This is a genomic window from Ferdinandcohnia sp. SAFN-114 (genome assembly GCF_059415045.1).
Map to the genome: position 1 here is coordinate 35152 of NZ_JBPFDQ010000032.1, position 19299 is coordinate 54450.

The following is a 19299-nucleotide window of genomic DNA, read 5'->3' on the forward strand; positions in this document are numbered from 1 at the left end:
TGGCTCTGAAGGAGGAGTTGAAATTTCTCGAGTTTCTAGCTGCTACAACTGGACAGGTGCTGTTCCTCTTACTGGATTCGCCATCTTACGCTCCAATCATCATGGTTTGCAATGTAATAACAAAAAGCAACAATCTTTTTAAAAAGAGCCAATAAAAAAGTCTGATAGCGTTTGCCATCAGACTACCTAGTGCCTACATCTCTTCTTCTACTTCAACTTCAGGTTTTTGCGTTTCAAATAACACACCAACAACATGGATGTTAACTTCATTCGCATCTAAAGCTGTCATATTCAATAAAGCCTGGCGTACATTGTCTTGAATTTGACGAGCAACATTCGGAATAGAAACGCCAAAGTTCATTACACAGTATACATCCACAATGATCCCGGTTTCTGTTAATTCAACTTTAACACCTTTACCATGGTTTTTCTTTCCTAGTTTCTCAACCACTCCAGAAGCAAAGTTCCCTCTCATTTGTGCGACTCCTTCAACCTCTGAAGAAGCAATACCAGCAATTACTTCAATTACCTCTGGTGCAATTTCAACCTTACCAAGACCGTTACTGCCTTGATCCATTTCTAAAATATTCGTTTCCGCTGCCATTAGCAAGCACCTCCTATATTTAACTTTATTCAGCCAATCTCTTCTATATGTGGTGGTTCAATGCTACATAAGTAGTCGATTCAGATGAGGATACAACAAGGCGTTTTTTGACGTACTACTTCATAACCTCATATAATTCAAGAAATTTGGTGTTGAAGTCTCCGCCAACAAATTTCTCATGATTCATAAGCTTAAGGTGGAAAGGAATTGTAGTGTGTACACCCTCAATTACAAATTCACTAAGAGCACGCTTCATTCTTGCGATTGCTTCTTCCCTAGTTGCCCCATATGTAATTAACTTAGCAATCATCGAATCATAATATGGAGGTATTGAATAACCAGGATATGCAGCAGAATCTACCCTTACTCCTAGACCACCAGGTGGCAAATACATTTCAATTTTGCCTGGAGATGGCATGAAATTCTTCTCTGGGTTCTCTGCATTGATTCGGCATTCAATAGCCCAACCATTAAATGTTACTTCACTTTGAGTGAGTGAAAGCTCTTCTCCTGATGCAACACGAATTTGTTCTTTAATTAAGTCTACACCTGTTACCATCTCAGTAACGGGATGCTCAACTTGAATTCTTGTATTCATTTCCATGAAATAGAATTGATCATTGACATGGTCATAAATAAATTCTATTGTTCCAGCACCTGAGTAGTTAACAGCTTGTGCTGCTTTAACTGCAGCATCACCCATTTTTTGTCTTGTAGCTTCATTTAGTGCAGGAGATGGTGTTTCCTCAACTAGCTTTTGTAAACGCCTTTGAATGGAGCAATCTCTCTCCCCTAAATGTATCACATTTCCGTGGTTGTCTGCTAATACTTGAATTTCAACGTGGCGGAAATCCTGAATATATTTTTCAATATATACACCTGGATTTCCAAAGGCAGTAGCAGCTTCCTGTTGAGTGATGTTGATTCCCTTAGTGAGTTCCTCTTCATCCTTCGCAACACGGATTCCTTTTCCGCCTCCACCAGCAGTAGCTTTAATAATGACTGGATAGCCCATATCATTCGCCAGCGCGATTGCTTCACCTGTATCTTTAATGATTCCTTGTGAACCAGGCACAATCGGTACACCTGCTTGTCTCATCGTTTCACGGGCAACATCCTTTGTACCCATTTTATTAATGGCTTCAGGGCTTGGACCAATGAAAGTTAGATTTACTTCACGACAAAGCTCCGCAAAGTCTGCGTTCTCAGCTAAGAATCCGTAACCTGGGTGAATCCCTTCACTTTCAGTAAGCTTTGCAACGCTAATAATATTTGTAAAGTTTAAATAGCTGTCCTTTGAAGACTTTGGACCAATACAATAGGCCTCATCTGCAAGTTGAACGTGAAGAGATTCCCGGTCTGCCTCAGAGAAAACAGCTACCGTTTCAATACCGAGCTCTTTACAGGCACGAATTATACGAACCGCAATTTCTCCACGGTTTGCTATTAGTATTTTTTTTAACATGAGGGTCGCTCCTTACTTATTTGAACAATCATACTATGCTTTAACTAGGAATAATGGTTGACCATACTCCACAAGCTGACCATTCTCAACTAATATTTCAACGATTTCTCCATTTACTTCAGCTTCGATTTCGTTAAATAGCTTCATGGCTTCTACGATACAAACTACTGAATCTTCTTTAACTTTATCACCTTTTTGAACATATGCATCTGCATCTGGAGATGGAGATGCATAGAAAGTACCAACCATCGGTGAGACAATTTTATGTAGGTTTTCATCAACTGCAGGTGCTGCTGTAACAGGTTCAGCTGGCTGTGACTGTGGTTGTACAGATTGTGCTGGTGCAGCAGGCTGAGCTACCTCAGTAACAACAGGTGCAACCGGTTGTGCTTGCACTTTGCTTTCTACAATTGTTTGTACAGTTGTTTCTTTACTTTTCTTCATTTTAATTTTTGAGCCTTCGCTCTCAAAAGTAAACTCGTCAATATTTGAATGATCAACTAACTTAATAAGTTCACGTAATTCTTGAATTTTAAACATTCATTACACTCCTTGTGATTAACTCGAAATATAAAACTATAAATTGATGTCACATTTTATTGCTAGTATTAGTACCACATACTAACATGATACGATACTTAAAACCCTCTTTTCAATATATTGCAGAGATTTTTTCAGGAAAACGTTAACATTGATTTCCCCACTACCCATTTATTTTACCAAAAAGAAAAGAAAGTACAGCATTTTAGCCGTACTTTCTTTTCTTTATTATTTTTCTTTGTCACCAGTTAATTCAAACTCTACCGCAACATTTTGGAGTTCGCCTAACTCGCTGCGAACTAGTCGTAGAATTTCATTAGCTTGTTGCTTTGAGCTTTCCTTAGATTTAACTGTAATCTTAATCTTGTCACCTTCTACGCGAACTAAAGCATCCTCGTAGTTATTTCCTTTGATAAGCATTTCGATAATCTTTTCTTTTGATTCAATATCTTCTAACTTCTTTAACTCATCATATGCTTTAAGCTTTTGATCTGCTGTTAGTTCTGTTGAAGCTGCTTGATCTTCTAAATTGCTTCTTATTTTACTGCGGTGCTCATCAATTTCCAAGCGCAATGCAGCAAACATGTCATCACTAGAAACAGAAGAAATCACATTACCATCTTCATCTTCCTCAACAGTTACACTTGCTCCGTCTTTATTTTCAGTAGATGTTTCTACATTTTCTTTTTCTTTTTCATTATCCTTTTGTTCATCCTGCTCCATTGCAACTTCATTAGGATTGTTTTCAGGTGTCGTAATATAATAGACTGATAACACAACTACTAGACTTAACATTGTTAATAACCATACAGTTTGTTTTTTCAATAACATTTTATGAATCCCCCTTCGTTTTCCTTGGTACAACTGCTACCTTGTGATTTGGTACATCAAAACCTTTGGTAACAGCCTCCACTACCATTTGTTTTATTTTTGCGTTCTCAACACCTTTAGCAACAATTAGAACACTTCGTATTTCAGGCTTTTCAATCTTCAAGACGATTGGTGTTTCAGAATCCCCGCTGCGGATGATGACAACTTGTTCATCTTTTGTTATATCCTCAACTTGTCTTTTTCCACCATCCCTGTCTTCCTCATTTGTGATTTGACTTTGGGATACGGTGTTTTTTTCAAGTATTTTTGATTCAGTAGCATCTACACTTACTGAAACAATGACATCCTCTACTCCAGCAATTGCTTCTAGTGCTTCTTTGAGCTCGTTTTCATAACGATCCTCATATTTTGCAATTGCTGTAGTTAGTTCATCTTTCTGTCCTCCAAAAGTTGGCTCATCTTTGGCACTTACTTCCGAGGATGTAGCTGGCAAAACAGAAGATGTTGGTTTGTCATTTGAGAATAGATTACTAATTAACATAAAGGCTATCCCAACTGCTAATAAAAGTAAGAAATATTGGTTTTTCTTGTTTCCCTTTTTATCTGGTGGATCATCCTTGGACCCGGAGAACATTCCTTTGATTTTGTTCAAGATACCTTTGTCCTTATCCATCTACGACTCTTTCCCCCCTTCCACAGTGACTACAATTTTTTCTGAGTCTATTTCCCATCTGGAAGCTAATGTTTTTGTGATTGCCTTAACATTGTTTTGATCTACTTTTTTATACACTGGCTCATTCTGTTTGGAGGTATCAATCTCAACTGTTTTTACTACTGCCACATCATCAGGTTCGGCTGTCTCTTTCGATAGCACCACCTCAATTGACTGAATGTCATCCAACATTTCATCCAAAGTAACAATCTCTTTACTGTCTACAGCACTTGAAAGGGATACATTTACTTTTTGAACAGTTAAATCATATTCGTTTTGCACCAACTCCTCTTCCACTTCAGATTCCAATTGGACAGCCATTGTTTCTAAAATATATGCACGTTGTGAGGCTTGTATTTCTTTTTTCTTCAAATCTATTAAATTTTCTAGATTTTTTTCACTTTGAACTGGTTTTAAATTCATATTTAACAAGGCCTGGTCCAAATCAGATTTAAAAAGTGAGAACAGAGGAGTTAATATAATTAGGATTAATAAAAGCCCTGTTACCATTTTTACGTATTTTTGCATACTTGAACTCGGCAGAAGCATGTCCACGATTGTCGCGAGTAAAATGAATAAAATAATATTCGTAATCCATTCGGCAATAAAACTCAGTGTCCTCACCTCCTAGGCCTTTTGTCTAGCTCCAGGCACCATCGGCTCGAGGTCATAAGCCAATCGCTTCGGAAGGTAAAATGCACCTTCTGTCAGCGCTCGTCTTATGCTTGTCGTCGATAATCGGGCACCTTGCGCCTTTCTATCTCACCATCAATGTCAGGTTTCCAGCTGCAATAATAACCGTGATACTTAGGAAAAACATCAGTGACACGATTGCTAATGCCGCAAAGATATATACGACACTTTTACTAATGATATTTAAACAAGCAATGACCGGTCCCCCGCCAAGTGGCTGCAAAAGTGCAGCTGCTAGCTTATAAATAATTGCTAATGACAGCACTTTAATCGCTGGGAATGCTGCAATTAGCAGGAGAATAACAACCCCAAAGATACCAACTGTGTTTTTCAGAATAACCGAGGCACTGATTACAGTATCAGTGGCATCGGTAAACATCCGGCCAATGACCGGAATAAAATTACCAGTAATAAATTTTGCGGTCCTGATTGTTATTCCATCTGCAACCGCAGTTGTAGTTCCCTGCACTGAGATAACGCCTAAGAAAATCGTCAGGAAAACCCCGATAATACCAATACTCACATTACGTAGTAATTGGGCAAGCTGTGTTACCTTGTAGTGTTCACTTAACGTACTCACTATGCTTAATAGAGCTGACATAAACAATAAAGGTAAAACGATATATTGAATTAAAAGCCCGCTAGTATTCATTAAAAACAATATCAGTGGGTGGAAAAATGCTGCTGATGCGATTCCACCTGATGATGCCACTAACGCAAGCAATAAAGGAACAAGTGCAAGTATAAAATTGATCATCGTCTCGATAGCTTCCTCTGTGTACATGATAGCAACCCTGAAGCTATTTAGTGCGATGATGATTAACACCATGTAAACAATGGCATAAGCAACTTTACTAACTGCACTCTTCTCAAATGAATTTTGCAATGTTTGTAAAAACATACTAAAGATCGTAAGCATGATTAGTGTGCTAAGAAGTTTTCCATTTGCTATCAATTCATGGAATACGAATTTGACGAGTCCGAGCAGCCATTCATTCAATGAAAGCTCCTTTTCGCCTTGAATGAACTCTAGTAAACTACCCTTTTGGCTTTCAGGTAAATAACCTCCATAGTCCGTAACAATTTCATCCCAAAATTGTTTTATTTCGTCAATGCCAAGGGTTTCTAGTTGTTCCTCAACCTGTTCTTGAATTTGGTTTTCGATGATTTCTTGTTGTGAGGGTGAGGCTTGTACAATATGTGGTAAAGAAAAAAAGAAAAGAAATAGCGCTAGAATAGATAAGGTTTTACTACCGGTCAATGCCAACCACCCCCTTGAAAACCTTGGTTTCTATTGATTTAACTAGGAATAAGTCCAATAATTGTTTCTATTAATACTGTTAAAATTGGTATAGCTAGTGCTAAAATCAGGATTTTCCCCCCGAGTTCAATCTTTGAGGCTAGTGACCCTTGACCTGCATCTTTTGTAATCTGTGCGCCAAATTCAGCGATGTATGCTATTCCAATGATTTTTAGAATGGTTTCTACATATACAGTGTTCACATTTGCGTTAATTGCAACTTTCTCAAGCATGCGAATGATATCTGCAATTTCTCCCACTAAAAATAGAAAGATTACACAGCCGACAAATACGACAAGTAAAAAGGCAAAGGTAGGTTTTTGTTCTTTTACAATGAGTGCCAGAAAGGTTCCAATTAAACCTAATCCAACGATTTGTATAATCTCAATCGCTCATCCCCTCCTTACCCCTGAAAGAGGAATACAGCTTTAATCTTTTTAAATAGGTCCTCAACGATTGTTGCAACCATAAACAGGATATATATGAAGCCCAACAGTGTAACCCACTGTGCATATTCCTTTTTACCCATCTGATCTAGGATTGTATGGAGAAAGGCAACCACAATTCCTACACCGGCTATTTGAAATATAATATTTACATCCACTCCCATTCGCTTCTTCTCCCCCTAAATCAATAAAATGACTACTAATAAACCAGACAAAAAGCCCAGGCTTTTCACCATTTTTTCGTAACGCATTTGTCTATCTTTTGCATCGCTTTCTTCACGTTCAAGATGGGTTATAGCAAGTTTTATGTGCTTTTGTTGTGAGGTTCGATCATGCTGTCCGAGTGTTTCCCCGAACTGTTGAAGAATCTCGATTTCTCCTTGATGAAAGGCAGTCAATTTGGAAACTTCCTTTAGACTTTCATCCCAAGCAATCTTGACACTTACCTCTCCTGTTTGAAGCCTTTTCGCGAAGCCCTCAAAAAAATAAGATACGGGCTTTGGAATTTGCCTTGAGAGATGGGTTGCAACATCAATTAAGGGTACATGGCCGTACATAATTTCTGCTTCCAGTGATTGTAAGGCTGTTTTTAACATCCTTAACTGACGGGGTCTTTCACTTAAACGTCGTGCTGCTTCAAACCCTGCCCAAGTGGTTGCAAGAAGAATAAGTATTGCTCCTAAAATTTTTATCATCTACGTCACGCTCACTTTTGGTAAAAGATGCTTTCCAGTTGGACCTAGGATGGATTTTATGGTTCCCGGCCCCTTAGTGCGTGATAACTCTACAAATCTCTCTATAACTCCTGCTTCTATAATCTTCTTTAAGGATGGACGCTTCATGAGGTCGGAAATTTGATGTCCGTGTGCAGTCACAATCAAACTTACCCCTGCATTAACGGCTTCCATAATCGCTTGACTGTCTTCCTCTCTACCAATTTCATCAACAATTAATACGTCAGGACTCATCGACCTAATCATCATCATCATCCCTTCAGCTTTTGGACATGCATCTAGGACATCAACTCTTGGCCCCAATGAAGCTTGAGGAACTCCTTTCACACAGCCAGCAATCTCTGAACGCTCATCTACGATTCCAACCTTTAACGCCGGAATGTGTTTAGATTCGATTCCTGTACTAATCATTCTTGCAAGATCCCTTAGTAAAGTGGTTTTACCAGTCTGTGGTGGTCCAATGATGATGGTATTTTTCCAATAAGAATCATAGAGATAAGGTGCCAGTGGAGCTGCAACTCCAATTTTTTGCTTTGCAATCCGAATATTAAAGGAAGTCACATCTCGAATTGCTTTGACATTTCCATTCTCCGTGATTACTTTTCCAGCTAGTCCCACTCGATGTCCACCTTGGATGGTGACATAACCCCGTTTCAGCTCTTCTTCAAGTGTATATATCGAATATTGACCAAGTTTGTTCAGAAGCTGAACGGCATCTTCACCGGTAACGGAATAATTATGAAAAATGGGAATTCCATTCTCAATGATTTCAAGAGGTCTAGCCACTCTAATTCGGATTTCTTCCATTTTTTCTATGCGTTCTGGAGGATACTTGTTTATAAGGCTTACGATTGATTTTGGTAGCACATCAATTATTTCTTTCATCTAGTAAACTCCTTATATCAAATGCGCCTTGGCGTATTTGCCGCCCGATTTTTTTAGGCCCACACGAGGTGGGTCACAAAGACGTTGCCACAGGAAGTGGCGTTCCTAGTCTTTGATCCTATGCTCGAAAAACTTCCATTGAAAAATCGTGGCATCCGCTGGAGGCTTTAACTTTATTCAGTCAGGGTTTTAACCCCAAACGAATTGTATACTCTTTGGCATTTCCCTCCACTTTTCCAAGTAAGGGATTTCAACTGAATAAAGTTAATATCTCTCATAATTCAATGTATGCATGCTTGGACACATTATGCCGATTTCTATTTGAAGATTCCATACAATATAAATGCAACGCCAAGCCCAATAAATAGAAGCTTCGAATACGATAGCTGATCAGCTAAACCAATCAGTCCAATAGACATAGTCGAGATCAAAATTAGCGGCCCCACAACCGCTAGTGATGCATTAACTGCTAACGCTTTTTTTACATCATTAAAAACCAGCATTAAAATCGCTGCCGTTATTTCCAAGCAACCAGATAAAATTCGCAGTCCTGCCATCGTCAAAACACTTGTATCAAACATCGAAAATATTCGTTTCATCGTTGTCCCCACCCAAATAAATTTCTTTTGTACAACCTATGCTTGTTCATTGATTTTCAGAAGAGGAATTTTTATGGGGTGGTTAAGTGGTGGTGATTTTGTGGTTTATCTGCTGCTGTCACTTAGAAAAACATAATAAAAAGAACCCATCTAAAAAGATGGGTCCTTAATTGATCTCAATATTCATTATGCACGTGATACATATGATCCTTCAGTTGTGTTGATGATTAAAACATCACCTTCGTTAATGAAGAAAGGAACTTGAACGATTAAACCTGTTTCAAGTGTTGCTGGCTTTGATCCACCAGAAGCTGTGTCACCTTTGATGCCAGGTTCTGTTTCAGTAACCTTAAGCTCAACTGTGTTTGGCAGCTCAACACCTAATGTTTCACTTTGGAACATCATAATGTGTACTTCCATGTTTTCTTTTAAGTATTTTAACTCATACTCGATTGCAGATGCAGGTAGTTCAATTTGCTCGTAGGACTCATTGTCCATGAATACATGTGAATCACCGTTTGCATATAGATATTGCATTTTGCGGTTTTCGATTTGTGCTTTTGCTACTTTTTCGCCAGCACGGAATGTTTTCTCTTGAACGGCACCTGTACGAAGGTTACGTAACTTAGAGCGTACAAATGCTGCTCCTTTTCCTGGTTTAACGTGTTGGAAATCCATTACTCTCCAGATCCCACCGTCCACTTCAATTGTCAAACCTGTACGAAAATCGTTAACTGAAATCATATACTATTTCCTCCTAATTCAATTGCGACAAACCATTTTGTCTATAAAATAATTAACTCTTTCTTAGAGAATGTTAGTGATTCATTGCCGTCTTTTCTAACAACAACATCGTCCTCAATTCTCACGCCACCTAAACCTGCTATGTAAATACCTGGTTCACAGGTTACAATCATTCCTGGTTCTAATACATTGTCAGATCGGAATGATAATGATGGCTGTTCATGAACCTCCATACCAAGACCGTGTCCAGTTGAATGACCAAAATATTCACCATAACCTTTTTCCGTAATATAATCACGAGTTATGGCATCGGCTTCTTTTCCTGTGATGCCAGCCTTAATACCGGCCATACCACGAAGCTGAGCTTCTAAAACAACATCATAAATGTTTTTCAGTTCATCGCTAGGATTCCCTACAGCGACGGTACGTGTGATATCTGAGCAATATCCTTTATAATATGCACCAAAATCAAGGGTTACAAAATCACCATTTTCAATCACTTTATCACTCGCAACCCCATGAGGTAATGCTGAGCGATAACCTGATGCAACGATTGTGTCAAATGAAGATGAAGTCGCCCCTTGTTTTCGCATAAAAAATTCTAACTCAGTAGAAACTTCAATTTCAGTAATACCAGGACGAATCACATCTAGAATATGAGTAAAGGCGGCGTCAGCTATCTCCGCTGCTTCCTTTAATATCTTAATCTCTGAATCGGTCTTAATCAAGCGTAACTTTTCAATCACTCCTGAAACAGGAACAAGTTCTGCTTGTACTGCTTTATCATACTCAGTATAAGTTGCATAGGAAAGATCATCTTGTTCAAACCCAAGCTTTTTAATCCCCATTTTTTCAGCTTGTTTGGCAACCTCTTCGATGATTGGCCCTGAATGTTGAACAATTTCAAATTCCTTCACCTGTTCACTTGCTTGCTCGACATAACGAAAATCTGTAATAAAAACTGCCTTCTCTTCTGATATAAGAGCAACTCCCGCTGTACCAGTGAAATTAGTTATGTAACGTCTGTTATAGCTATTCGTAACGAATAAGCCATCAATTCCAAAACCTGAAAAACTTTCACGTAGCTTTTCTAATTTACTCATCTAGTTTTCCCCCTAAATGCTCAATCATTGCTAATAACGCAAGTTTGTAGCCGTATACACCTACTCCAACAATTTGCCCAATTGTAACAGGAGCGATGACTGATGTGTGTCGAAATTCTTCGCGAGTATGAATATTCGAAATATGTATCTCTACTACAGGCACAGTAACTCCAGCGATGGCGTCACGAATCGCATAGCTGTAATGCGTAAAAGCCGCTGGATTCATTACGATTCCATCGTATTCTCCTTCGGCATTGTGGATCGCATCAATAATTGCACCCTCGTAGTTCGATTGGAAGCAATTAAGCTCCACATTCCTGTTATGCGCAAACTCAGTTAAGTCTTTCTCCACATCGGCTAGTGTGAGACTCCCATAAATATGCGGCTCCCTTTTTCCAAGTCGATTTAAATTAGGTCCGTTAATAAGGAGTATTTTCTTCATAAATAGATCTCCCTTTAAAGAGGATTTTCAAAAAGTCCGGTGAAAATGGCACTTCGAATTTCACGTTGGCTTGCTTCTCCGTTCCTCACGTATTAACTACATACGCTCCGGTACTCAAAGCTGCACCGCCTTGAACTTTCGACGCACAGGATGTGCTAGTGTCGACAATGCCACAGGACGTGGCGTTCTTGTCGAAGCGGTCCTTTTCATCCTCCTTATTGAACTCTTACTAAAAAATAGAATGTTCGAACAAGAACATTCTACCATATCTTACCCTAATTTACCTACTCATTTGTAGAGACGACACGCCTTTCTGCCCTCATATCATTTTCTTCAAATGATATGGAGTAACCAATAAAGACACCATATAAGATATAAAAGCATATTGTAGTAATAACTGTATTACGTTCTAATTCCCCAACGGTTTTAATATCAGGAAAGATCGGATTAAACACGTAAAACACAATAAGCCATAAGGCAATGCCAAATGCAGCACCAACCCAAATGGACTGAAACTTTTTTAGTAATGCATAATATAAAAGTGCTACACCGATTGATATAATACCAATCATTAAAATCCCAATAAACTGACCTAACACGCGGTTTTTCCAATCACCAAGGATCCACGGTTTGAGGATAAGATTTGGGCTAAGTTCTGTAAAATTAAAAATATACGTTAAGTACGACAATAGACTCCAAAATATCCCCCCAAACAAACCAATAACTACAACTTTAGCCATTAAAGACATATCTCCGTCTTTTTTGTTCTGTTCAAGTTCTGGATTCTTTTTTTCAGCATCTACCATAGGTCAACACCTCCATTTGCTAGTATGTCCCGAACTTTTTTAATCTATTTGGAAAAGATTCTCGGAAAAATGTGTATCAATGGTAATTACTGGGTAGAATAGTAAATGTTAGTTTGAATAAAAAATAAAATTCAAATAATTGATGCTTTTAACATAGAGGTTTATTAGCTTATCTTGTAGAATATATATAAGTAGGAGTACTTTATATTTTTACATGTATCGATCAATTTACTGAAATATACGGGCAACAATGACATGGATTCATAATACAATATAAGTATAGCTTTCAGGAGGTGTATCTCATGAATCGTCGTAAATCAAATATAGTCGTCATGATTTTACTAGGATTAGGAGCACTTGGATTTGTCTACACCCTTTTCACTCGTCCAGGTTCATTACTCGTGCAAGCAGGCATGATTTTCCTTTTCATAGGTATAATCTATCTACTATATAAATTTGTGATTAGTCGACGAATGGGAGGAAAAGAAAATTCCGCTTATTTACGCGCAGCAAAACAATCTAGGAAACGTTTTAAAACAGGAAGTCAGAGGAAGACTCGGACTATGGGAATAGGGAATAAAAGACCTACGACCAGCGCGGCAAAACGATCGACTGTAGCGTCTATTCATAAAAAGCGAAAAACGAATACGACACACCTAACTGTTATTGAAGGTAAAAAAGGCAAAAAGAAGAATCGAGCATTATTTTAAACTTTATTCAGCACAAAAGCTGGATAAAGTTTTTTTATACTCTGGATTCTTCTCTTGTTTGATTTAAAAACCCCACGTTCGCAAGAAGGCTTCTGTACGTTGTTTTCCAAGTTGAATAAGCTCTTGCTTTTTTTCATCTGTTACTCCAAATTCGGTTGTCAATCCACTTTCAACGGGGATAAAAATAATATTTTTTTCGTGTCTACGTGAGATATAACGCGCATCATGCGCATTCTTCATTGTTTCAAAGAGAGCTCCAAACATTTCGATTGTATTGTGAATTTTATTTTGTTTTTGCTGCTGATTATTCCCACTTAGCCTAATCCCAATAACTGGGCGTTTTTTTAGCTTTTGTTCCTCATCAAAGAGCCATATTGGAAAGTTGGAGAGCACTCCTCCATCGACTACGATTGTGTTTCCTTGATAATCTTTTAATCGGACTGGTTCAAAAAAGTATGGAAGGCTACAACTCATCCGAACAGCTTTTGCCACCGGGAAAGTTTGGGGATGAATCCCATAGCGTTCTAAATCGTCGGGTAATACCATGATTCTTCCATTTGTTAAGTCCGATGCAATAATTCTTAATGATCCGGGAGGGAGGTTCTGAAACGTAACTACACCCTTTGCACGAAGCTTTTGATAGATCCATTTCTCCAACATATCCCCTTTGTATAACCCGAGACGCCAATAGAGGAGTAGCCACTTCGTTAAGGCTGTGTTTAACGGGGTCTTACGTTCATCTAAAAAATCGCTAAGGTCTAATTCTTCCATAAGATTGATAATTTCTTCACTTGTGTAACCAGCAGCTATTAAGGAAGCAATCAAGGACCCTGCACTGGTTCCGGCCAATCTTTTGAATCTAAAACCTTTTGCTTCGATAGCTTGATAAGCCCCTATTAGCGCAAAGCCTTTAATACCCCCACCTGAAAAAACACCATCAATAAACATCGTACCCCTCCCAATCAAATGCGCCTTGGCGTATTTGCGCCCAGATTTTTTCGAGCCTGCTCGAAAAATTTCCATTGAAAATCTGTGGCATTCGCCGGAGGCTGATTAACTTTATTCAGCTTCGGATGAATAAAGTTAATCAATCCCTTTATACATTTTTAATCGGATAGCTCGGGATTTAGTACGTGTGATTTTTTGAATATAAAAAAAGAAGGAATCCGTACAGGATTCCCTCTTTAGCATTTGATTACAATCCACATTTAAGTTGTGCATTACAGTTAGTACATGTGTTACATCCACCAAGGTCTTCTACCGTACCTTGACGGCAAACTGGACAAGTGTCGCCAACTTCAGAACCGATTGTAACATCAGTTTGACGTAAATCAATGACAGTATCCATTAGGACTACACGATTTTTTGGCTTTTCTTCTTCAGTTGTAACTTCAGCTTCTTCAAATGTGTTTTCTTCCGCCTTAAGCGTAAGAACTTGAGCATCACGGCTTCCATCTACGTATACTGTACCACCTTTTGCTCCACCTTTGTAGAGGCGCTCATATACAGCTTCTACTTGAGAAACAGTGTAGCCTTTTGGTGCGTTAACAGTTTTACTGATTGAGCTGTCAATCCAACGTTGGATGACACATTGTACATCTGCATGTGCTTCTGGTGAAAGTTCCATTGCAGAAACGAACCAGCTAGGCAGGTTGTTAGGATCTGCTTCTGGGTGTTTATCTAAATATTCTTGAACGATATCCGCTTTTACTTCAATAAACTTACCTAAACGTCCACTTCTAAAATAAGAGAATGAGAAGTAAGGTTCTAAACCTGTTGAAACGCCAACCATTGTCCCAGTACTGCCTGTAGGAGCGACGGTTAATAAGTGTGAGTTACGAATTCCGTGTTGTTTAATGCCTTCTTTGATATCTTCTGGCATCTTTTGCATGTATCCAGTATTAATTAAAGCTTCTCTGATACGATTGCCATCCTCTAGTGAATTACCTTCTAAGAATGGGAAGCTGCCTTTTTCTTTTGCAAGTTCAATTGATGCACGATAAGCAGTTGTTGCAATTGTTTCGAACACTTCGTCAACTAACTTATTTCCTTCTTCAGAACCATATTCAGTTTCGCAATAGATAAGTAGGTCGTGTAATCCCATAACCCCAAGACCAACACGGCGCTCACCTAATGCTTGCTTTTTATTTGCTTCTAAGAAGTATGGAGTTGCATCAATTACGTTATCCTGCATTCTTACTCCAACTTCAACAGTTTGCTTTAGTTTCTCAAAGTTAACAGTCTTTGTGTCTTTATCAACCATTTCAGCTAAGTTAACCGCTGCAAGGTTACATACTGAATAAGGTGCGAGAGGTTGCTCCCCACAAGGATTTGTTGCAACAACTTTTTGACCATAGCTTTGTGCATTAGTCATGTCGTTTGCATTATCGATGAAGAAAATTCCTGGTTCTGCAGCGTACGTTGCGCAGATATTGATTAAGTTCCAAAGATCTCTTGCTTTGATTTTACGGTACACACGTACTTTATGGCCAAGTTTTTCCCACTCACGTACGTCCCCAACCTTGTGCCATTCTTCATTGTAGATTTTCATTTCTTCTTCATTGTAGCTTTCAACATCCGGGAATTTAAGTTCATATAACCCGTCTTCTTCAACAGCTTGCATGAAGTCTTTAGTAATACAAACGGAAATGTTTGCACCCGTTAAGAACTCTGGATTATGAACACTGTAAGTTCCGCCAGTCACTATTTTTTGTTCAGCATCTTTAATGATTTTTTCACTAAAGCCACCATAACCAGGAATTTGCTTGTAATTTACAATTCCTTGATACATTTGAATTTCCTGTTCCGTGAATGGAGTGAACTTTAGCTTTTCTTGAGCATATTTTTTAATTGTTGCATCTTGTGTATTTTCCATTAAATAACGAAGAATTCTTGGATTTTGCATCTTCGAAATGATGAATTCAATAATGTCAGGGTGATCAGATTGAAGCATGATCATTTGAGCTCCCCTGCGCGAACCACCTTGCTCAACTAGATGTGTAAGTTTCGCAATGTCATCAAGCCATGAAACGGAACCAGATGACTTACCGTTTACACCGCGTGCTAGTGTGTTGCGTGGGCGTAGTGTAGAACCGTTTGTTCCGACACCGCCACCACGGCTCATGATTTCCATAACCTGTTTTCGGTGCTCAGAGATACCTTCACGAGAATCCTGTACATATGGCATTACGTAACAGTTAAAGTACGTAACATCAGTATCCGCACCAGCTCCGTAAAGAACACGTCCAGCTGGAATGAAGTTTAGATTTACAAACTCTTGATAGAACTTTTCAAACCATTCTTTGCGCTTCTCCTCCGTTTTCTCTACTGCAGCTAAACCAGTGGCATTTCTTTTTGCAATTTGCTCATAGAAAATTTCGAGAGGCTTCTCGATAACATCAAGTGAACGATTAACAATACCTGTCTCAATTTCTTCTGGCTTGTCCAACACACCACGATACTCTTCTTCAACAAGCACCTGTGCTGTCTTCTGTTCCCAATCAATGTCAATGATGAAACCTAAACCACGAGCTGGAAACTTTGGATCTTCCTTGATTGTTAGAACAACAAAGTCACCTTCTGCCAGAGTAATTTTTTCGGTATCCTTAAATGTATACCGATCAAGCATTACGAGCCTTGATACGCCCTTGTGGGTAATCTTCATGTCCTCCGTAATTGGATGGACTTGAGGAAAAAGGCGTATATCCTGGTTCAGCCTTTCAACATTCATATTCATTTTTTCTAGCACAACAGTCATTCCCACATCTCCCTTTAAAATCTATTAATCTACATAAGGTTTATTTTTTATATGATAAAATTAAAGTACCATATATCTATTTGAAAGACAATAAAAAAATCAATATATAGTGTTAAAATAATTTTCGACACTACTATATATTGATTTTTAGATAAATAAAATCTTTTTTGTCAAACTGAAAATAGTATAAGATATAAAGTAAAACAGAGGAAAATCTAGGTAAACTAAATTATTTCATCTTTTTTGAAGAATTTTGTCGGTTGATTTTTCCCTTAAAAGAACAAACCTAATAATACCAAGGATAGGTCTTTTAGCCAAGTAAAAAACGACTAAAAAAGTCGTTATCGTTTAAAATTCCATTCATCTGTTTTATAGCGTTTCTCTGCAATCCCATGAACATAATCCAATTCCTCATCAGTCAAATGATAAGGTTCAAGTACTATATTTAGTCCTTCCTCAAAACCTTCTTTAAAAGCCTGTTTGGCTTCATCAATCGTAACCGGATTCTCCCTCAATGCATTGATTGCAACTGCTTTATTTTTAAAATTCCGTTGCATTCTTTCCCTTACACGATCACTCGGATATTTAAATAGGTCAAATAATTTATCCTCATCTATATCTAGTAGAATTGATCCGTGCTGAAGAATGACACCCTTCTGTCTCGTTTGAGCACTCCCGGCTACCTTTCTTCCTTCGACAACAAGTTCGTACCAGGAAGGTGCATCGAAACAAACTGCAGAACGTGGATTTTTTAAGCCTTCTCGTTCTTCGCTCGTTTTTGGAACTGCAAAATAAGCATCGAGACCCAACTTTCGAAAGCCCTGTAAGATTCCTTCCGAGATAACACGATATGCTTCAGTTACCGTGTGAGGCATCTCAGGATGCTCTTCCGATACAATCACACTATAAGTTAACTCTTGATCATGTAGAACCCCTCTACCACCCGTTGGTCGACGAACAAAACCAAGACCATATTTTTTGACAGCTTCTAAATCGATTTCTCTTTCTACCTTTTGAAAATAACCTATTGAAAGAGTCGGTGGATTCCAGCCATAAAAACGAATGGTTGGAGGAATTTTACCCTCACTGTTCCAATCAAGCAATGCTTCATCTAAAGCCATATTAAACTCAGGGGAACAATTGCCTGAATCAATAAATCTCCATACCTCTTTTCCCATACTAAACCCTCTTTAATCAAAAATTATCAACCTCCCTTAGTCTATCAGAACAAAATTGAAATTCAAAATCAAATACTCCAGAGAATTCCTTTGATTCTTTTAAGTCACACGAATATAATAGAAAATGAGAGATAGAAAAAGGAGTAGATTGATTTTGGAAATACTTTTAATTGTTTTGGGTGCAATCATCGCATACGCTATATTTACATTCTTCTACCAGCGTAAAATCGTAACTGTTTTAACCGAGGAACAGTTCCGCGAAGGATATCGTAAAGCACAACTAATCGACGTACGTGAACCAAACGAATTTGACGGGGGTCATATTCTTGGCGCACGTAATATACCATTATCCCAAATGAAACAACGTTTAACAGAAATCAGACCTGATAAACCAGTCTACTTGTACTGCCAAAACACGGTTCGTAGTGGTCGTGCAGCCCAATTACTTCGTAGAAAAGGGTACAAAGACCTTTACCAACTTCAAGGTGGCTTTAAAAAGTGGTCAGGTAAAATAAAGAAAAAATAACCTATTCCATTTTTGGAGTAGGTTTTTTCATGTCTCGTATATAATAAACTATGGAAAGAAATAACTCGAGGTGATACTTTGAACATTTCGAAAGGACTTTACCACACCATCTACCACCCAAGATTGGTGATCATCCCACTCATCGTTCATGTGATTCAAACTTTCATAGGAGTCTTAGGTATCTACTTTGGTTTTACCCTATTTTCTATTGATACCCAATTCCCCTATGCAATTCCAGTATTAAATAATGAGATTCTTTCTATATATGGACCCTATACTAACAACTGGCTACTAACTAGTATTGCTACCATAATAATGCTACTAATAAAAAGCTACGCGCTCAGCATGTATCTTGGAGCCATGAAATGCTTTTTAGAAGGACCTGATAATACATATTCAATATTAAAAATTGCACCCTATTATTTTAATAGAATGATACAATTTTCAATACTCGAACTCCTATTTAGCAGCTTAATCATTCAACTAATTCATACTTTTTGGCCATTAGCAATTATTGTTATTCTGGTTGTACTTTTATTCTCATTAACCCCATACATAGTTGTATTAGAAGATACAACGGTTAGGGATGCGATTGTAAAATCACCCAAGCTATTGCTAAAAATCCTTGGTGCCTTATTATGGATAGCACTAGTGTCACTAATCTTGACAATTTTACTAACAAGACTTCCTTTTGCAAATATAAAAGTCGAATATTACATTGTTTCACTTCTATATAGTTTTATTGGCACCACTATGATCTTTGCTGTCATGAATTGTTTATATAAAAGCATTTACAAATTCAGTCTGCCTTTTAAGAAAGTTAAAAAATCGAGAAAGTATTTTCCGCCACTCTGGATTGCAGCACTACTTTTACCATTATTAGGGGCTTTGTTGGTTAACGGATAAGGGGAGGGTAGGGTGAGAACAGTTCAGTAGTTCTGTTATGAGCCACCTCTTCCATATTAGTATCATGGGCAACATTGTGTTCCCATTTGTTGTAACTCAACCTTCAAATGGGCATGATTCAAGCACTTTGAGTTACTCTTTTATTAAACTTTGAAAAAAGGTATAGATGATTACTTTGCACGCCTTTTGTCCTTCTCAATTACAGAAACGGAACGAATAGCCCTTTACAGATATGATTTCACCTAATTTTATCCAGTTGCGTACCTCTTTCTGGTGTTTTCTAGTTTAGCTTTCCCTAATTTTATCCAGTTGCGTACC

General features: G+C 38.1%; 22 protein-coding genes. 3 read left to right on the top strand and 19 right to left on the bottom strand.

All coding sequences use genetic code 11. The features are described 5' to 3' along the window. Positions 1-193 precede the first annotated feature (193 nt). From ACR65M_RS12035 to ACR65M_RS12110, 16 genes are all read right to left on the bottom strand, one after another. The gene (locus ACR65M_RS12035) at positions 194-604 is read right to left on the bottom strand and encodes an Asp23/Gls24 family envelope stress response protein (protein ID WP_099360670.1); all 411 of its coding nucleotides are present in this window, start codon (positions 602-604) and stop codon (positions 194-196) included. 115 nt (positions 605-719) lie between these two features. Next, on the bottom strand, positions 720-2069 hold the full coding sequence (gene accC / locus ACR65M_RS12040; RefSeq protein ID WP_341330916.1) for an acetyl-CoA carboxylase biotin carboxylase subunit: 1350 nt from the start codon (positions 2067-2069) through the stop codon (positions 720-722). A 33-nt stretch (positions 2070-2102) separates the two neighbouring features. Further along, positions 2103-2609, bottom strand: coding sequence for an acetyl-CoA carboxylase biotin carboxyl carrier protein (accB, locus tag ACR65M_RS12045; RefSeq protein ID WP_341330915.1), 507 nt, complete (start codon positions 2607-2609; stop codon positions 2103-2105). Between the two features lie 228 nt (positions 2610-2837). Continuing rightward, the gene (locus tag ACR65M_RS12050; protein WP_341330914.1) at positions 2838-3440 is read right to left on the bottom strand and encodes a SpoIIIAH-like family protein; all 603 of its coding nucleotides are present in this window, start codon (positions 3438-3440) and stop codon (positions 2838-2840) included. A gap of 1 nt (position 3441) precedes the next feature. Next, on the bottom strand, positions 3442-4113 hold the full coding sequence (gene spoIIIAG, locus ACR65M_RS12055; RefSeq protein WP_121447870.1) for a stage III sporulation protein AG: 672 nt from the start codon (positions 4111-4113) through the stop codon (positions 3442-3444). Then, on the bottom strand, positions 4114-4776 hold the full coding sequence (gene spoIIIAF, locus ACR65M_RS12060; protein ID WP_341330913.1) for a stage III sporulation protein AF: 663 nt from the start codon (positions 4774-4776) through the stop codon (positions 4114-4116). 133 nt (positions 4777-4909) lie between these two features. After that, positions 4910-6106, bottom strand: a complete 1197-nt coding sequence (spoIIIAE, locus tag ACR65M_RS12065; RefSeq protein ID WP_341330912.1) for a stage III sporulation protein AE — start codon at positions 6104-6106, stop codon at positions 4910-4912. A 38-nt stretch (positions 6107-6144) separates the two neighbouring features. Next, complete coding sequence (gene spoIIIAD / locus ACR65M_RS12070; RefSeq protein ID WP_121447868.1) at positions 6145-6534, bottom strand: stage III sporulation protein AD; 390 nt, start codon at positions 6532-6534, stop codon at positions 6145-6147. 14 nt (positions 6535-6548) lie between these two features. Further along, positions 6549-6755 (bottom strand): stage III sporulation protein AC, encoded by a 207-nt coding sequence (gene spoIIIAC, locus ACR65M_RS12075; RefSeq protein ID WP_010284588.1) that lies wholly within the window; start codon positions 6753-6755, stop codon positions 6549-6551. A gap of 15 nt (positions 6756-6770) precedes the next feature. Next, the gene (gene spoIIIAB / locus ACR65M_RS12080; protein WP_341330911.1) at positions 6771-7286 is read right to left on the bottom strand and encodes a stage III sporulation protein SpoIIIAB; all 516 of its coding nucleotides are present in this window, start codon (positions 7284-7286) and stop codon (positions 6771-6773) included. Then, positions 7287-8210, bottom strand: coding sequence for a stage III sporulation protein AA (gene spoIIIAA, locus ACR65M_RS12085; protein WP_121447866.1), 924 nt, complete (start codon positions 8208-8210; stop codon positions 7287-7289). A 317-nt stretch (positions 8211-8527) separates the two neighbouring features. Next, on the bottom strand, positions 8528-8809 hold the full coding sequence (locus tag ACR65M_RS12090) for a DUF2619 domain-containing protein (protein ID WP_121447865.1): 282 nt from the start codon (positions 8807-8809) through the stop codon (positions 8528-8530). A gap of 186 nt (positions 8810-8995) precedes the next feature. Then, positions 8996-9553, bottom strand: a complete 558-nt coding sequence (efp, locus tag ACR65M_RS12095; RefSeq protein WP_121449700.1) for an elongation factor P — start codon at positions 9551-9553, stop codon at positions 8996-8998. A gap of 41 nt (positions 9554-9594) precedes the next feature. Next, on the bottom strand, positions 9595-10656 hold the full coding sequence (locus ACR65M_RS12100; protein ID WP_440273429.1) for a M24 family metallopeptidase: 1062 nt from the start codon (positions 10654-10656) through the stop codon (positions 9595-9597). Further along, positions 10649-11098 carry a type II 3-dehydroquinate dehydratase gene (gene aroQ / locus ACR65M_RS12105; protein ID WP_341330909.1) on the bottom strand — a complete coding sequence of 150 codons (450 nt, stop codon included), beginning with the start codon at positions 11096-11098 and terminating at the stop codon, positions 10649-10651. The genes ACR65M_RS12100 and aroQ overlap by 8 nt, the downstream gene beginning before the upstream one ends. Positions 11099-11382: 284 nt before the next feature. Next, positions 11383-11904, bottom strand: a complete 522-nt coding sequence (locus tag ACR65M_RS12110) for a YqhR family membrane protein (protein ID WP_341330908.1) — start codon at positions 11902-11904, stop codon at positions 11383-11385. Positions 11905-12206: 302 nt separating this feature from the next. On the opposite strand from ACR65M_RS12110, the gene ACR65M_RS12115 reads away from it, so the two are divergent. Beyond that, the gene (locus ACR65M_RS12115) at positions 12207-12614 is read left to right on the top strand and encodes an SA1362 family protein (RefSeq protein ID WP_341330907.1); all 408 of its coding nucleotides are present in this window, start codon (positions 12207-12209) and stop codon (positions 12612-12614) included. A gap of 63 nt (positions 12615-12677) precedes the next feature. Here ACR65M_RS12115 and ACR65M_RS12120 read toward each other — a convergent pair whose 3' ends face one another. The 3 genes from ACR65M_RS12120 to lipM all read right to left on the bottom strand — a co-directional run bounded on the left by ACR65M_RS12120 (position 12678) and on the right by lipM (position 17549). Beyond that, the gene (locus tag ACR65M_RS12120) at positions 12678-13562 is read right to left on the bottom strand and encodes a patatin-like phospholipase family protein (protein ID WP_440273430.1); all 885 of its coding nucleotides are present in this window, start codon (positions 13560-13562) and stop codon (positions 12678-12680) included. A gap of 247 nt (positions 13563-13809) precedes the next feature. Further along, positions 13810-16371, bottom strand: a complete 2562-nt coding sequence (locus ACR65M_RS12125; RefSeq protein ID WP_440273431.1) for a vitamin B12-dependent ribonucleotide reductase — start codon at positions 16369-16371, stop codon at positions 13810-13812. A 341-nt stretch (positions 16372-16712) separates the two neighbouring features. Continuing rightward, on the bottom strand, positions 16713-17549 hold the full coding sequence (lipM, locus tag ACR65M_RS12130; RefSeq protein WP_440273432.1) for an octanoyltransferase LipM: 837 nt from the start codon (positions 17547-17549) through the stop codon (positions 16713-16715). Positions 17550-17673: 124 nt separating this feature from the next. On the opposite strand from lipM, the gene ACR65M_RS12135 reads away from it, so the two are divergent. Further along, positions 17674-18075: a rhodanese-like domain-containing protein gene (locus ACR65M_RS12135; RefSeq protein WP_121449708.1), complete on the top strand. Its 402-nt coding sequence runs from the start codon at positions 17674-17676 to the stop codon at positions 18073-18075. Positions 18076-18153: 78 nt separating this feature from the next. Then, a complete protein-coding gene (locus tag ACR65M_RS12140; protein ID WP_440273433.1) occupies positions 18154-18981 on the top strand; it encodes a hypothetical protein in 828 nt (275 codons plus the stop codon). Positions 18982-19299: the final 318 nt, after the last annotated feature.

What these genes read in the sequence shown, in the direction of transcription:
- ACR65M_RS12035 (WP_099360670.1), bottom strand. Translation starts at nt 604, where the DNA reads ATGGCAGCGGAAACGAATATTTTAGAAATGGATCAAGGCAGTAACGGT.
- ACR65M_RS12100 (WP_440273429.1), bottom strand. Translation starts at nt 10,656, where the DNA reads ATGAGTAAATTAGAAAAGCTACGTGAAAGTTTTTCAGGTTTTGGAATT.
- aroQ (WP_341330909.1), bottom strand. Translation starts at nt 11,098, where the DNA reads ATGAAGAAAATACTCCTTATTAACGGACCTAATTTAAATCGACTTGGA.
- accC (WP_341330916.1), bottom strand. Translation starts at nt 2,069, where the DNA reads ATGTTAAAAAAAATACTAATAGCAAACCGTGGAGAAATTGCGGTTCGT.
- ACR65M_RS12050 (WP_341330914.1), bottom strand. Translation starts at nt 3,440, where the DNA reads ATGTTATTGAAAAAACAAACTGTATGGTTATTAACAATGTTAAGTCTA.
- ACR65M_RS12115 (WP_341330907.1), top strand. Translation starts at nt 12,207, where the DNA reads ATGAATCGTCGTAAATCAAATATAGTCGTCATGATTTTACTAGGATTA.
- efp (WP_121449700.1), bottom strand. Translation starts at nt 9,553, where the DNA reads ATGATTTCAGTTAACGATTTTCGTACAGGTTTGACAATTGAAGTGGAC.
- ACR65M_RS12110 (WP_341330908.1), bottom strand. Translation starts at nt 11,904, where the DNA reads ATGGTAGATGCTGAAAAAAAGAATCCAGAACTTGAACAGAACAAAAAA.
- spoIIIAC (WP_010284588.1), bottom strand. Translation starts at nt 6,755, where the DNA reads ATGGGAGTGGATGTAAATATTATATTTCAAATAGCCGGTGTAGGAATT.
- ACR65M_RS12125 (WP_440273431.1), bottom strand. Translation starts at nt 16,371, where the DNA reads ATGACTGTTGTGCTAGAAAAAATGAATATGAATGTTGAAAGGCTGAAC.
- spoIIIAA (WP_121447866.1), bottom strand. Translation starts at nt 8,210, where the DNA reads ATGAAAGAAATAATTGATGTGCTACCAAAATCAATCGTAAGCCTTATA.
- spoIIIAG (WP_121447870.1), bottom strand. Translation starts at nt 4,113, where the DNA reads ATGGATAAGGACAAAGGTATCTTGAACAAAATCAAAGGAATGTTCTCC.
- lipM (WP_440273432.1), bottom strand. Translation starts at nt 17,549, where the DNA reads ATGGGAAAAGAGGTATGGAGATTTATTGATTCAGGCAATTGTTCCCCT.
- ACR65M_RS12135 (WP_121449708.1), top strand. Translation starts at nt 17,674, where the DNA reads ATGAGAGATAGAAAAAGGAGTAGATTGATTTTGGAAATACTTTTAATT.
- ACR65M_RS12090 (WP_121447865.1), bottom strand. Translation starts at nt 8,809, where the DNA reads ATGAAACGAATATTTTCGATGTTTGATACAAGTGTTTTGACGATGGCA.
- accB (WP_341330915.1), bottom strand. Translation starts at nt 2,609, where the DNA reads ATGTTTAAAATTCAAGAATTACGTGAACTTATTAAGTTAGTTGATCAT.
- spoIIIAB (WP_341330911.1), bottom strand. Translation starts at nt 7,286, where the DNA reads ATGATAAAAATTTTAGGAGCAATACTTATTCTTCTTGCAACCACTTGG.
- ACR65M_RS12120 (WP_440273430.1), bottom strand. Translation starts at nt 13,562, where the DNA reads ATGTTTATTGATGGTGTTTTTTCAGGTGGGGGTATTAAAGGCTTTGCG.